Raw genomic sequence first — 13,787 nt, 5'->3', positions numbered from 1 at the left:
ATACGCAATATTAAGGCGTAAGGCCCATGGTGCGGACCATGTCTGCGCCCAGAACCGCCTTTTCTCAGATTGATGGATTTGTCGACCGTGCCATTGGCGCGGACGGTCTGTCCGGTGCTTTGCGCGAAAAACTGCTGGGCCAGCAATTGGCATCGGTGGCGCTGATGGTGCCCGCCCTGATGGCCGCCTCGCTGATCGTCTCGGTCGTGTTCATGGTGGTGACGTGGGGACTGCCGAGCTTTGGTGTGCTGGCGGCCCTGCTCAGTGCCATCAATGTCATCCATCTCTATGCCACTGCGCTGGCGTCCCGCAGTCGACCCGCGCAGGTGGCCGGCCGCGCCGCGACACAAGTGGTCATGCTCGCCCTGAGCGTGGGTGCACTTTGGGCTGTGGTGCTTTCGGTACTGCCGGTTGAACAGGACATTGCTATCCGCACCGTGGCCTTGCTGGGTGCCGGGGGGCTGCTTTGCATCTCGCTGATCGCGCTGATCAACTATCCGCAGGCGCTGGCTTCGATGACTATTCCTATCGTCATCGGCTCATTGCGGGGTCTCACCGGTCTCGGGCAATCGGGCGATATCCTGGTGCAGGGGACACTGATCGGCGGCTTCACATTTATTCTGGTGACCGTGGTGTTCAACCATGCGGCCGCCTTCGTGTCGCTGCGGGCTTCGGAAATGCTGGTCGAGGAAAACGGGCAGATCATCGGGCTCCTGCTGCGCGAGTTCGAGCAGACGGCGTCTGACTGGGTCTGGGGGGTAGACGACACCGGTGTGGTCAATCGCCTGTCTGGCGGGTTTACCAAGTCGACGGGCGCCACCGAGGATGATCTTGTCGGGGCAGACTTCATCGCGTTTCTCCATCAGATCACGGCGCCGTCCGACCCGCTCGTTCGTGAAATCGAGCGCGCCATGGCAGACCGTGAAACCTTTCAGGACGTGGAACTGCAGATTGTCATCACCGGGCAGGAATGCTGGTGGCGGCTGACCGGCAAACCGGCGTTTGACGAGTCGGGCAAATATCTGGGCTATCTCGGCACCGGGTCGGACATCAGCGAGCGCAAGATTTCGGAGCGCCAGATTACGCTTCTGGCACATCATGACTCGCTGACGGGGCTGCTCAACCGCACCAAGTTCACCGAACAGCTGGCGCTGAACGTGGCGCGCCTTGAGCGCTATGGGACACCATTTTCGGTGATGTTCCTCGATCTCGACCAATTCAAGGGCGTCAACGACAGCAAGGGTCATATGGCCGGGGATCGGCTATTGACCGAAGTCGCCGCCCGAATCCAGCACGAGCTCAAAGAGGGCGATGTCGCGGCCCGTTTCGGTGGCGACGAGTTCGCCGTCCTATTGCCCAATGCAGGGGTAAAGGATGAGGTTGAGGACCTGGCGGCGCGGCTGGTGGCGGCCATGCGCGAGCCATTCCTGATCGAGCACGACATGTTCCTGATTGGCGCCAGCGTCGGTATTGCCATGGCGCCGGGAGATGGCATTCGCCCCGACCATCTGCTGCGCAACGCCGATCTGGCGCTCTATCGCGCCAAGGCAGATGGACGGTCGATGCTGCGCTTTTTTGAAAGCCAGATGGATTCCGAGCAGCGTGAGCGACGCTTGATCGAGGCCGATCTGCGCGGCGCCATCGCGAGACAAGAACTGGTGCTGCACTACCAGCCGCTGGTAAACGCCGCGGACGGACTGCCCACCGGGTTTGAAGCGCTGGTGCGCTGGAACCATCCGACGCGCGGTCTGGTGCCGCCGGCGGAGTTCATCGCCATTGCCGAGCAATCCGACCTGATCGTGGACATTGGCGACTGGACGATCAACGAGGCTTGCATGGCCGCAGCGGCCTGGCCCGAGCATCTGACGGTGGCGGTCAATCTGTCGGCCCGGCATTTCCGGCGCTCCGATATCGGACGGGTGGTGCAGCGCGCCCTCCAAAGTTCGGGCCTGGCGCCCAGGCGCCTCGAAATCGAAATCACCGAAGGCCTGCTGATCGAGAACCCCGAGGAGGTTATCGAGAAGCTGGGTGAGATCCGGGCGTTTGGCGTCACCATTGCCATGGACGATTTCGGCACCGGCTATTCGTCGCTGAGCTATCTGCTCAAGTTTCCCTTCGACAAGATCAAGATCGACCGATCCTTTGTCGTGGCCTCGACCAATGATCCGATTGCCCGCGATATCCTCAGGGCCATTGCCTCGATGGCCAAGACGCTCAAGCTCAAGATCACCGCCGAGGGTGTGGAAACAGCGGAACAGGCCGAGTTCCTGTCGGAAATCGCCTGTCACCAATTGCAGGGCTTCTATTTCGCCCGCCCGCTGACGCCGGAGGATTTGCCGGCCTATCTGCTTTCGACAGTCGCTGGTGGTGCAACAGAGCCGGTCGAACCGCTGCGAGCACTGGCGAGCTAAAGCGTTCCATACTCAGTCGGACGCGGTTCCATCGCCTCCCTCCCCCTTGTGGGGAGGGATCGAGGGTGGGGGTGTCGGCGTGTCCCCTGGCTCGGAGACTTTGGAGGTCACGCAACCCCCACCCCAGCTCTGCTTGGGCCTGTCGGCCCAGCGTCGCTACCCTCCCCACAAGGGGGAGGGAGCCAAGGAACCGCGAGTTCAGCTAGACGTGAAATGATCCAGGCTCTTTCAGTGTCGGCCTGTCCCAGGGGTCGCCCGCTCATTCCCGACCAAGGGGTGGGCGTTCAGTCTTCGAGGAGATAGCCGCCGGCGCGGGCCGGCAGGATGTCGCAGCCGACGATCTTGGCGACGGACGCGCCTGCGACGACATATTTGGCCGTGACGCGCGAGAGGATAAGCCCATCGGTTCCGGCCCTGAGCGGGGTGCGGCCGATGAAAGCCTCGGGACCGTCCATGGCGATGATGTCGGCAATGACATCACCCTTTTTCACCTGATCACCCAAATTGACGCGATAGGCGAGCAGGCCGGCCCGGTCGGCGCGCAGCATTTCGGTGGCCTCAAGAGAGGTGGGGCCGGGCGCTGGTGTGGCCACAGGAGGGGGTGCTGCGATGAGGCCACGACCGGCGAAGAAATCGTGCAGGCCTTGTGCATCTTCGCGGCCCATGGCGTCGTGGGTGTCCGCCTGGCCGCGATATTCGAGGGTTGCAGTCTCGGCGCCCATGGGGATGGGGAAACCGGGGTTGGCCTGCTGGGCCTTGCGGTAGAGGCCGGGCAGCACCTCGTCGAACGAACCGCCGCCGCTGTCCTCGGCGGTCAGCGTCGCGGCGACCTGCATGCGGTCGGCGAGGTCCTGCAGGCCCGGCATCAGGTCGGGCGAGGTGAAGATGTGCTTCAGGCTCTCGTCGTCGCAGTGCAGGTCGAGCACGATGTCGGCGTCGTGGGCTGCTTTCAGGATCAGGAGACGCAGGCGCTGGGCGGCGGTTGCCGGCTGCTGCTGATCGAGCCAGACGCCGACAGCCTTGCGGATGGTTGCGAGATTGGCCTGTGGATCATCGACCAGCTTGCCCGCAATGGCCTGGGCGATCTGGGGATAGAGGTCGGGCCAGCGGCGGTTGAAATTGACGCCGGTTTCAAGATCGTAGCGCCCGATATGACGGCGCAAGACGCGGGTGGCGAGGCCCAGCGGATTGACCGAGGGAAAGATTGTGAAACGGGCTTTGAGGGTTCGGGCGGCATCGGCGTCGCGCAGCATGGGCAGCAGATGGTGCAGGGCCATGGTGCCCGGCTGCTCGTCGGCATGGAGGGCTGCCTGCAGGTACACCTTGGTGGGCGCATCTTCGGGACCGGCGGTGTACCAGTATAGCGTAGTGGATTGGCCGGGCGCGTCGCCGGCGAGCACGGTGGAGTGCTGCTGAAAAGTCATAAGAAGAGTCCTTGCTTGGTCGCGCTTCCGAACCGCAAAAGTGGTGGCCAGTTTTGCTGGAAACGCTCTAGCGAAGCCATTTTGGAGCAAAACGCAGGCCGGGCTGCGCCGGAAGATGGCGCATCAGCCGCTGGTAGATGAGGCCGAAGAGAAAGAACACCACCAGCGAGACCAGGAGGAAATAGATCGCGGCGACGGAAAAATGCAGGAAGGCATTGTAGTCGCGCTCGAACAGAGTCTTGGCGGTGATCATCAGGTCGGCCTGCGGGCCAACCACCGGCAGGGCGAAGTAAACGATGGCCGTGGCGTGGAACAGGAACACCACCTCGTTGGTATAGGCGGGCCATGCGAGGCGAATAAGGTTGGGCCAGACCACGCGGCGGAACTGCTGGGTGCGGCTCATGCCATAGGCGCGGGCGGCCTCGATGGCGCCACGCGGCACGGCGCGCAGGGCGCCATAAAAGATTTCGGCGGTATAGGCGGCCGTGTTGAGCACCAGAACAAGCGGCCCCACGAACAGGGGATGCAGCACGAAGCCGGAAATGCCCAGGGGCTTCCAGACCGTGAGGTTGAGCGAGAGCGCCAGCGAATAGAACATGAAGAACTGGATGAACAGCGGCGAGCCGCGAAAGGCATAGATATAGCCGCGCGACAGGGCGTTGATCAGCGGATTGGGTGACGCCTTGCCCAGCGCCAGGAACACCGCCATGACAAAGCCAAGGGGGATGGAGGCGGCGGCAAAATAGATATTGAACGCAACCGCCGGGGCCATGATGGCCAGATCGTTGAAGAACCCATCCATCAGGCGGGCACCTCGCTGAGGATGCCGCGACCGGTGCGGCGCATCAGGGCTTCGAAGGCACGCTCGGAAAGCCAGGTGACGAGGATGTAAAAGACGAACAGCACGAGATAATAGCGCCAGCGCCAGTCATCGTGCACGAGACCCACCGTGGGCAAAAAATTAGGCGCGCCGAGCCGGTCGGCCCAGAGCACGATATCGGCAATCTGCAGCAGCGAGAGCAGCGAGGTGGCCTTGACGATCAGCATCCAGACGTTGGACAGGCCCGGCAGGGCATAGACCCACATCTGGCGGATATGGACGCGCCAGAGCACCTGGGCCGCGCTCATGCCATAGGCGCGCGCTGCTTCAAGCTGGCCGGCGGGGACGGCGCGCATGGCGCCATGAATGACATTGGTTGCAAAGGCCCCATAGACGAGACCCAGCGAGACGCTGGCGAGCAGCAGATATTCGGTGGTGCCCAGGAACCAGTTGGCCTCGCGGCAGGGCGGCCAAGGCGCGGTCTGGGCAGCGATGGATTCGACTGAACAGACCTGGGTGGAAACCAGCCATTCCACGCCCTGCTCGAAGGCGAGCGGAAAGAACAGGAAGAACAGCACATCCGGCACGCCGCGCACGATGGACGAATAGGTCGAGCCAATGAGGCGGAAGCCGACAAAACGCGAATTCTTGAGGGTGGCGCCGGTGAGGCCGAAGACGACGGCAAGCGCACCGCCCAGAAGGGCAGCATAGACCGTGAACTGGAAACTCGCGTACCAGGTCAGGTGCTTGCCATTGGTGATGTAGCCGGCCCAGAAGGCCAAGTCTTCGGACATGCCGCCGCCCCGCGGTTGGATGCTCCCCCCGTTGGCGGGAGGAGCAGGATTTTGTGGCTTATTCGGCGAAGAACGGGCCCATGCCGTCGAACCATTCGGCGATCAGCGCATCGACAGTGCCGTCGGCCTTGAGCGAAGCCAGGGCTTCGTCGATCTTGGCCTTGAGCGCGGTGTCTTCCTTGCGGATGCCAGCGCCCACGCCATTGCCGATCATCACTTCCTCGCCAACGAACTCGATGCTGCCGTTCGAGGCGGTAACAACCGGGTCCAGATAGGCGCCATCTGCCAGGATGGTGTCGAGGTTGCCGGCGGCAAGGTCGGCCATGGCCTGATCAGCGGTCGTGAACGTGACCACGGTATTGGCGCCGCCCAGGTTTTCCTCGGCATAGGCCGCCTGGATGGTGCCGCCCTGGACGCCAACGCGGGCACCCGAAAGCGCGGCGAAATCGAGGTTTGCGCCCGCAGCGGCGACGAAGCGGGACGGATCGGGCGGGAAGTAATTGTCCGAGAAGTCGATGGTTTCAAGGCGCTCGTCGGTGATCGACATGCCGGCCATGATCAGATCGTAGTTGCCGGCGAGCAGGTTCGGGATGATGGAATCCCAGTCGTTGATGATCCACTCGCAGGTGAGGCCTGCGGTTTCACAGATGGCATTGCCCAGGGCAATTTCGAAGCCGGCGGGTTCGCCAGCATCGTTGAGAAAGTTCCAGGGGGCATAGGCGCCTTCGGTGGCGATGCGCACGCTGTCCTGGGCGAAGGCAGGGGTGCCGAGCGCCAGGATGGCGGCTGCCGCCAGCATCATCTTCTTCATGGTTGTTCTCCGTTGGGTTTTCGGTTTTGCGGATGCGCCCGGTTTTCCGGGTCGGTTCCCAATGCCCTCACGCATGGTGGGCGGCATTGAGGAATTGCTTGAGGCGGGGGGAGCGGGTGGCGCCAAAGACTTCGGCGGGCGTGCCCTCCTCCTCAATCAGGCCTTGATGGAGGAAAATCACCCGATCCGAGACTGAGCGGGCAAAATCCATGTCATGGGTGACGAGCACCATGGTGCGGCCTTCATCGGCCAAAAGCTTGATGACGCGCAGGACTTCCACTTCAAGCTCGGGGTCGAGCGCGGAGGTGGGTTCGTCAAAGAGCATGACGCGCGGATTGATGCACAGCGCGCGGGCGATGGCGGCGCGCTGTTGCTGGCCGCCGGAGAGCTGGGCCGGATAAGCGTCGGCCTTGGCGCCGATGCCGACCTTGTCGAGCATAGCGCGGGCTTCGGCCTCAACCTCGGGCCGGGCGCGCTTCTGCACCACGAGCGGCGCTTCCATGACATTTTCGAGAATGGTCATATGGGCCCAGAGATTGAACGATTGGAACACCATGCCCAGCTCCGAGCGGATGCGGCGGATCTGGTTTTCGTCGCCGATGGCGCGGCCCTGGCCATTACCCTTGAGCGCAATGGCTTCGCCGTCGATGAGCACTTCGCCCTGGTCGGGGATTTCGAGCATGTTGATGCAGCGCAGCAGGGTGGACTTGCCTGACCCCGAGGACCCGATGAGGGAGACCACTTGCCCCTCGCGGGCAGCAAAGGAAATGCCCTTGAGCACTTCCAGCGCGCCGAAGGATTTGTGAAGATCGCGCAGTTCAACGACCGGCGATGCCCCCGCGATGGCGGGTTCAGCCTGCTTCATGCTCACCATTGGCCCTGTTCGGGCGCCTACCTGACCGGCGATTGCCTTATTAGGGCTGGCAATCTTGACCGATTGGTAGAAAAGCAGAAGTCAGTGAGATAGCAAGCGAAAAAGCGGGTTTTGCCCGCGTCGGCGTAAGGTGAGTGGCTCCATGTTCTTCGTTCTCTCAAAGGTGTTCTGGCTGCTCGCGCAACCGCTCAGCCTGGTGTTGCTGATGGTGCTGGCGGGATTGGTTCTGGTGCTGCTGCACCGTCGCCGCAGCGCCGTTGCTGCGCTGGCTCTGGCAGGGATATTCGTGGCCCTGCTCGGCTATACCAGCCTTGGGTATCTGCTGATCCAACCGCTGGAGGACCGATTTGCGGTGCCCGGGACTCCGCCGGAACGCGTCGGCGCCATCATCATGCTGGGTGGCGCCACCAACTCCCATATCAGTGCGGTGCGATCCATGGTGGCCATGAACGACGCCGGCGAGCGGCTGACGACCACTTTGTGGCTGGCCAATCGCTATCCAGAAGCCACGATAGTGCTGTCGGGGGGCGGGGGCGCCCTGGAGGGGTCTGCGGAAAGCGAGGCTGAAACGGCGGAGCGGTTTTTTATCGCTCATGGTATCTCGCAGGACCGGCTCGTGCTCGAAGGACATTCCCGCAACACGATTGAAAACGCGGCCAACTCCCGCCAGTTAATCGAAGAGGGGGCTGGCGATATCCTTCTCGTGACCTCGGGTTTTCACATGCCGCGATCCGTGGGTCTGTTCCGCGCCCAAGGCGTGCCGGTCATCCCATGGCCTACCGACTACCGCAGCATCGGCAATGAGGTGCTGGGTCCCGACCTTGCCAATCCCAGCCGCAACTTCGAGACGGCGTCAATTGCGATCAGAGAATGGATCGGGTTGCTGATATACCGGCTGACCGGGCAGATCGAAGAGGTTTTTCCAGCCCCATAAGCAAACGGCGCCTTTGGGCGCCGTTTGTTGAACTGGAAAACTCAGATCAGGTCCTGCGGAAGAGACCGATAACCAGCGAAATCACCAGGAACGCCAGGAACAGGAAGAACAGGATCTGGGCGATACCGGCCGAAGCGCCTGCAATGCCGCCGAAACCGAGAACGCCGGCGATCAGGGCGATGACCAGAAAGACGAGTGCATAATACAGCATGGTGGACTCCATGTTTCAAACTTGTCCACTCAACGCCCGCCACTTCGCCAAAGTTCCAGCCAAAAGCAAAAAGGCCAGCTTTCACTGGCCTTTAAACACTTTGATGCGGCTCGATCAGGCGGCGGCGCGTGACCCTTCGTCGAAGAATAGCGCCTGACTGATCAAGGCCTTCACCATCTCGGGATTGAACGGCTTGGTGACGAGGAATGTCGGCTCAGGCCGCTCCCCGGTCAAAAGGCGCTCGGGGAACGCGGTGATGAAGATCACCGGCACCGAATGGGTATTGAGGATGTCGTTGACCGCGTCGATGCCCGAGCTGCCATCGGCGAGCTGAATATCGGCCAGGATCATGCGGGGCCGCGTCTGGTTGAACAGGGTCACCGCTTCCTTGTGGGTGCGGGCGATGCTGACGACCTTGTGACCAAGGCTTTGCACCATCTGCTCGATGTCCATGGCGATCAGCGGCTCATCCTCGATGATCATGATCTCTGTTGCCACCTGACGGGAAATGTCGGTGGCTGCCTGGTCAATGAGGTCGGCGAATTCACTCTCGCTGCAGGAGAGGATTTCTGCAGCCTGGGCGTGGTTGAAGCCTTCTACCGCGACCAGCAGGAAGGCCTGGCGTGGAAGCGGGGCAAGATTGGCCAGGTTGGCAGCAGCGCGCTGCTCCCAGGCAAAGCTTGAGGAGGGTTCGGGGATGGAAACGGCCGAGGATGAGAACAGGGCCGAGAAAAGTTTATAGAGTGCGATCCGGTCGCTTGAGGCTTCGGGAAATAAAGAGATGTCGGCGATAAGGGCTTCGAGAGTGGCCGCTACATAGGCATCGCCGGAGGTTTGTGAGCCGGTTACGGCTCGGGAAAAACGCCGCAGATAGGGCAAATGCGGTGCGATCCGCGTGGACAATGACATAGACGATTACTCCCAGGTGACGCTTGTGGTTCTGAACCTCACAGTGCCCCAAAACGTGCGGGTCCAACAAAAGTTCCAAAGAGGCGGAACTTTTCTGCGCCAGCGCGCATTTGGGGTTGGCAAGATAACGATTTCCAAGACTGATCGGTCGAACTGGCATGAAGAAGGATAATCTGGTGACCCAGCAACGTGTGCGCATGCAGGCGGGGCGGGCAGACGATGGGCTCGGTCCTACGACCGATATCGGCTCGCGTTTGCGTGCGCTGTATGGGGCGGTTCAGGACGAAGGCGTTCCTGATCAACTGCTCGATCTGCTCGAGAAGCTCGACAATGCGGAAAAGGCCCAAGGTGGCAAATCGACCGACCAGGGTGGGGAGTAACGGCATGAGTGCCGAGGGAACTTCCTTCAAGCGCGAGATGCTCGCGACTTTGCCGAGCCTGCGAGCCTTTGCCGTTTCGCTGACCGGCAAGCATGACAAGGCCGACGATCTGGTGCAGGACACCGTGATGAAGGCCTGGGCCAAGCAGACCAGCTTTGAAATGGGCACCAATATCAAGGCCTGGCTGTTCACGATCCTGCGTAATGAGTTCTACAGCCAGATGCGCAAGCGCGGCCGGGAAGTGCAGGATAGCGATGGGGTATTCACCGAGCGTCTGTCGGTTCACCCGCCGCAATATGGTTCCATGGATCTTGAGGACTTCAAGGCCGCGCTGACCAAGCTGCCGGATGACCAGCGCGAAGCGATCATCCTGATCGGGGCTTCGGGCTTTTCCTATGAGGAAGCCGCGTCCATCTGTGATTGCGCCGTGGGCACGATGAAAAGCCGGGTGAGCCGGGCCAGAACGCGCCTGACCGAACTGCTCAAGATCAGCGGCGAATCGGATTATGGGCCGGACGCCGTGTCCGCTCAGGTCACGTCGGGCAACGGTTTCTGACGGAGGCGGCCCCGAATGGCCGCACGCAAATCCTCATCGGGGATCGGCTTGATGATCACGGGTGTGCCGGGCAGTTCCGGCACACCGCTCGACAGCCCGACGTCGGCGCTGAGGCCCAGCACAGGGATGCCGCTCTGGGACACCTGGCGGGCCAACTCGATCAGCTCGGGGCGATTGGCTTCCATTTCGATGATGGCGAGGCTGACCGTGGTCCAGGATGGTGTCAGTTTGTGCGCGTCTGCGGCGCCGGTTGCGAGCACAACCTGTGCGGCCCCCAGCGATTGCAGTACCGACTGGATGCCCAGCGCGATAATAAATTCGGTCTCGACAACGAGAACCGTTTGGCCGTCGAGCATGAGCGCGCTTTCCGCTTGTGAACCCACTTGATGGCCCGCTTGGACCAAACTGTCATTTAACTTTGACATGTCGGGAACAGTCAGTTGCGCCGGTGCGTTTGATTGAGCGACTTACCAAGCGTCAGGAAAACTCGTGAGTCTTGTCCTTCCTTCCACGGGGCGCCGGGTGCCCTGCGAACAGTGCCCCTTGCGCAAGAGAGCGGCCTTCCGCGATTTTTCCGCGGCGGAACTCAAATTCGTTTCCAGCTTCAAAACCGGCGAACTGACAGCCGAGGCCGGCGCGGTGATCCTCTCGGAAGGTGCTCACAGCGCCCATCTTTTTACATTGCTGTCCGGCTGGGCCTTCCGATTCAAGATGCTCGACGATGGCCGCAGGCAAATCCTGAATTACCTGCTGCCAGGGGACCTTGTGGGCCTGCAAGGCTCGGTGATCGGGGAAATGGAACACTCGGTCGAAGCGCTGTCGCCACTGGTGCTCTGCGTGTTCCAGCGCGACAGGCTCGATGAGTTGTTCCGCCACCATTCTGGCCTTGGTTTCGACGTGACTTGGCTGGCGGCGCGCGAAGAGCGGATGCTGGATGATCATCTGCTGAGCCTGGGACGGCGCACGGCGCTGGAGCGTGCCGCTTATCTCCTGGCGTTTCTTCACGAGCGGGCGCAGTCCGTCGGGCTGGGCAACGGGACCGTGCACATCCCGCTGACCCAGCAGCATGTGGCTGATACGCTGGGGCTATCCATCGTCCACACCAACAAGACGCTGCGCAAGCTGACCAATAAAGGCCTCATCCGTTGGATGGGGCGCAGTTGTGAAGTGCTTGATGCGCTCGAATTGCGCCGCGTCGCGGGGTGGGAAGGTCCGTTCGAACGCGTCCGGCCACTGATTTAGGGAGGAGCCTCAATGCTGCCACGGCGGACAGGCAATGCTGGTCCTGCTCACGATCTTGATACCGGTGGGTGCGGGAGATGAGCGTTTTGAGTGATGGGGCGCATAACGCAATTGCTGCCAAGCCTGGACGACGCGTAACACGGCGCTTGGCCGTGTGGGTTTCGCTGGGGCTGATCTGTCTTGCCGCGGTGGCCGCGCTGCTGCTCATGCAGGGCATCGACCGGCAGCTCAGAGACATCGCCGATACCTATGCCGTGCGCACGGCGGCGCGGGAGCTGGCCCATGCGCTCAGCCAGGCCGAAGCCAGCCAGCGCGGCTATTTGCTCACTGCCGATCCACAATTCCTGCGGCCCTATCGCGAGGCTGTTTCCGGTCTCGACCGGCGCGTCACCGCGCTTATGGAAATGACGGCGGATGATCCGGGACAGAGTGCGCGGGTCACAAGTATTACCGGCGATATATCGAGCAAGATGGCGGAAATGAACCGCACGGTCGAGCTGGTGACGTCGCAACGCAGCGACGAAGCGCAGACCCTGACCGAGACCGGCATGGGTGCGCGGCTGATGGCTGAGGTGAATGAAACCCTGGAAGATTTCATCGCCGAGGAAGATAGCAAGCTGGCCAATCGGAACCACGCCATCGACGAGACGCGCACAGGGCTGGTGGCGGCGCTGATCGCGGCCCTCGCCGCAGCGGTTATTCTGGCCTATGCGCTGTTGAAGCGAACCCAGAAGCAGGTCAGTGCGCTGGCCCAGCGACATCGCGGATTGCTGACGCAGAACGAGGCGCTGGAAATCGAGGTGGCCGCGCGTACCCGCGACATCGAAGAGGCCAGGGCCCATGCCGAACGCGAGCGGCAAAGGGTCGAAGCGCTGCTGCAGGACACCAATCACCGGATCGGCAATTCGCTGGCCACGGTCTCCTCGCTTCTGGCGCTGCAAGTGATGCGCAGCAAGTCCGAGCCCGTCCGCCTGGCGCTTGAAGCGGCGCGGCTGCGGGTTCACGCGGTGGCCTCGGCACATCGGCGACTGCGGCTGGGCGACGACCTGGAAACAGCGAGTGCCGACGAATTTCTCTCGGCTGTGCTGGAGGACATCGCAGAGACGCAGACCGATGGCGGACGCATCACCTTGCAGGGCGAATTGTCCCCCATTGAGGTCAGTGCGCGGGATGCGACGACGCTGGGCATTCTGGTGAGCGAACTGGTGACCAATGCGCTCAAATATGGCTTCCCCGGCGAGCGCAAGGGCAAAATAAACGTCTCGCTCTGGCGCAATGACGACGGCGTGCCGGTGCTTAGCGTCAAGGATGACGGGGTGGGGATGCCGCCGGATATGGCTGAAACCGAGGCCGGACTGGGTTCGCTCATCGTGCAGCAGCTCGCCGGACAATTTGGCGGCGAGCCGGCCTATGGCGTGCCCGAAGGCGGCGGGGTGGATGTGACCATTCAGATGCCGGAACTGGGGCGGGCGATGCCATCAATCGAGGATCAAAACCTTTGAAATTCAGGGCCGTTCTGAACCGGGATGGAGGCACGCTCCGCACCATGGAACTCGACGCGTTCTGCGCCAAGGCGGCCGAACTTTTCGAGCGCGAGGGGCATGGCCTTGAGTGCCGGATCGTGGCGGGGCAATCGGTGGAGGCGGAGCTGCGCGCGGCGGCGGACGATCCCGAGGTCGAGGCGGTGCTGGCCGGCGGGGGAGACGGCACGATCTCGGCAGCCGCGGCCTCGGCCTTTGCCAGCGGCAAGCCGCTGGCAATCCTGCCCGCGGGCACCATGAACCTTTTTGCCCGCGCCCTGGGCATGCCGCTCGACCTCGATCAGGCGCTGGCCGCCATTGCGCGGGGGCGCGTGACCAAGGTGGATATTGCCACGGCCAATGGGCGCCCGTTTGTGCATCAGTTCGGCGTGGGCATCCACGCGCGCCTGGTGCGCATCCGCAATGGCATGGTCTATAGCAGCCGCGTCGGCAAGATGATGGCAAGCCTTCGCGCCATTCTGGCGTCTGCCGTCAATCCGCCGCGGTTTGAGGTGGAACTGCACACTTCCAAGGGTGACGTGCGGTTCATCGCTTCAGGCGTGGCGATCTCGAACAATCCGCTCGATGACAGTCCCGTGCCGGTGGCCGCCACTCTGAATGCAGGAGTGCTGGGTGTCTATGTGGCCCGGAGCGTTGCGACCAATCAATTGCTTGGGCTGGCGCTCGATGTGATGACCGGGCGCTGGCGTGCCAATCCGGCGGTGCGCGAAACGGAAGTGAAGGACCTGGTGCTGCGATTTCCAAAGCGCAAGCGCGGTACGCATGCGGTGATCGATGGGGAATTGATCGACCTGGCGGCCGAGGTCATGCTGGAGGTCCATCCGGGTGGGCTGTCGGTGATCTGGCCGGCGCAAAATAATGTGGAGCGCGACGCCTAAAT

General features: G+C 62.3%; 15 protein-coding genes. 7 read left to right on the top strand and 8 right to left on the bottom strand.

The genetic code is table 11. From position 1 onward, the window contains the following. Positions 1 to 38: 38 nt before the first annotated feature. On the top strand, positions 39 to 2,411 hold the full coding sequence (locus NIM87_RS11025) for a putative bifunctional diguanylate cyclase/phosphodiesterase (protein ID WP_254674709.1): 2,373 nt from the start codon (positions 39 to 41) through the stop codon (positions 2,409 to 2,411). A gap of 284 nt (positions 2,412 to 2,695) precedes the next feature. Here the strand turns inward: NIM87_RS11025 and NIM87_RS11020 are convergent, their stop codons facing one another. The 5 genes from NIM87_RS11020 to NIM87_RS11000 all read right to left on the bottom strand — a co-directional run bounded on the left by NIM87_RS11020 (position 2,696) and on the right by NIM87_RS11000 (position 7,125). After that, the gene (locus NIM87_RS11020) at positions 2,696 to 3,835 is read right to left on the bottom strand and encodes a succinylglutamate desuccinylase/aspartoacylase family protein (RefSeq protein ID WP_254674708.1); all 1,140 of its coding nucleotides are present in this window, start codon (positions 3,833 to 3,835) and stop codon (positions 2,696 to 2,698) included. A gap of 67 nt (positions 3,836 to 3,902) precedes the next feature. Next, on the bottom strand, positions 3,903 to 4,637 hold the full coding sequence (locus NIM87_RS11015) for an ABC transporter permease (RefSeq protein WP_254674707.1): 735 nt from the start codon (positions 4,635 to 4,637) through the stop codon (positions 3,903 to 3,905). Further along, on the bottom strand, positions 4,637 to 5,449 hold the full coding sequence (locus NIM87_RS11010; protein ID WP_254674706.1) for an ABC transporter permease subunit: 813 nt from the start codon (positions 5,447 to 5,449) through the stop codon (positions 4,637 to 4,639). Before NIM87_RS11010 ends, NIM87_RS11015 begins: the two co-directional genes overlap by 1 nt. 58 nt (positions 5,450 to 5,507) lie before the next feature. Beyond that, entirely contained in the window at positions 5,508 to 6,260 is a 753-nt protein-coding gene (locus tag NIM87_RS11005) for a transporter substrate-binding domain-containing protein (protein ID WP_254674705.1), read from the bottom strand. A 67-nt stretch (positions 6,261 to 6,327) separates the two neighbouring features. Further along, a complete protein-coding gene (locus NIM87_RS11000) occupies positions 6,328 to 7,125 on the bottom strand; it encodes an ABC transporter ATP-binding protein (protein WP_254674704.1) in 798 nt (265 codons plus the stop codon). Between the two features lie 151 nt (positions 7,126 to 7,276). Here NIM87_RS11000 and NIM87_RS10995 point away from each other — a divergent pair, with 151 nt between their 5' ends. Then, complete coding sequence (locus NIM87_RS10995) at positions 7,277 to 8,068, top strand: YdcF family protein (protein WP_254674703.1); 792 nt, start codon at positions 7,277 to 7,279, stop codon at positions 8,066 to 8,068. A 46-nt stretch (positions 8,069 to 8,114) separates the two neighbouring features. Here NIM87_RS10995 and NIM87_RS10990 read toward each other — a convergent pair whose 3' ends face one another. After that, a complete protein-coding gene (locus NIM87_RS10990; protein ID WP_046142315.1) occupies positions 8,115 to 8,279 on the bottom strand; it encodes a DUF1328 domain-containing protein in 165 nt (54 codons plus the stop codon). A gap of 114 nt (positions 8,280 to 8,393) precedes the next feature. Further along, entirely contained in the window at positions 8,394 to 9,188 is a 795-nt protein-coding gene (locus NIM87_RS10985) for a response regulator (protein WP_254674702.1), read from the bottom strand. 176 nt (positions 9,189 to 9,364) lie between these two features. Here NIM87_RS10985 and NIM87_RS10980 point away from each other — a divergent pair, with 176 nt between their 5' ends. Continuing rightward, a complete protein-coding gene (locus NIM87_RS10980) occupies positions 9,365 to 9,568 on the top strand; it encodes a NepR family anti-sigma factor (RefSeq protein ID WP_408640066.1) in 204 nt (67 codons plus the stop codon). A gap of 4 nt (positions 9,569 to 9,572) precedes the next feature. After that, complete coding sequence (locus NIM87_RS10975; protein WP_254674701.1) at positions 9,573 to 10,124, top strand: RNA polymerase sigma factor; 552 nt, start codon at positions 9,573 to 9,575, stop codon at positions 10,122 to 10,124. Here NIM87_RS10975 and NIM87_RS10970 read toward each other — a convergent pair. Next, the gene (locus NIM87_RS10970; RefSeq protein WP_254674700.1) at positions 10,097 to 10,480 is read right to left on the bottom strand and encodes a response regulator; all 384 of its coding nucleotides are present in this window, start codon (positions 10,478 to 10,480) and stop codon (positions 10,097 to 10,099) included. The two genes, NIM87_RS10975 and NIM87_RS10970, sit on opposite strands and share 28 nt — an antisense overlap. 133 nt (positions 10,481 to 10,613) lie before the next feature. On the opposite strand from NIM87_RS10970, the gene NIM87_RS10965 reads away from it, so the two are divergent. From NIM87_RS10965 to NIM87_RS10955, 3 genes are all read left to right on the top strand, one after another. After that, positions 10,614 to 11,366: a Crp/Fnr family transcriptional regulator gene (locus NIM87_RS10965; RefSeq protein ID WP_254674699.1), complete on the top strand. Its 753-nt coding sequence runs from the start codon at positions 10,614 to 10,616 to the stop codon at positions 11,364 to 11,366. 77 nt (positions 11,367 to 11,443) lie between these two features. Next, on the top strand, positions 11,444 to 12,868 hold the full coding sequence (locus NIM87_RS10960) for a sensor histidine kinase (protein ID WP_254674698.1): 1,425 nt from the start codon (positions 11,444 to 11,446) through the stop codon (positions 12,866 to 12,868). Further along, positions 12,865 to 13,785, top strand: coding sequence for a diacylglycerol/lipid kinase family protein (locus NIM87_RS10955; RefSeq protein WP_254674697.1), 921 nt, complete (start codon positions 12,865 to 12,867; stop codon positions 13,783 to 13,785). Before NIM87_RS10960 ends, NIM87_RS10955 begins: the two co-directional genes overlap by 4 nt. Positions 13,786 to 13,787: the final 2 nt, after the last annotated feature.

The sequence above is a fragment of the Devosia ureilytica genome (genome assembly GCF_024273195.1).
GTDB lineage: Bacteria > Pseudomonadota > Alphaproteobacteria > Rhizobiales > Devosiaceae > Devosia > Devosia ureilytica.
This window is presented reverse-complemented; position numbering and strand designations above follow the sequence as displayed.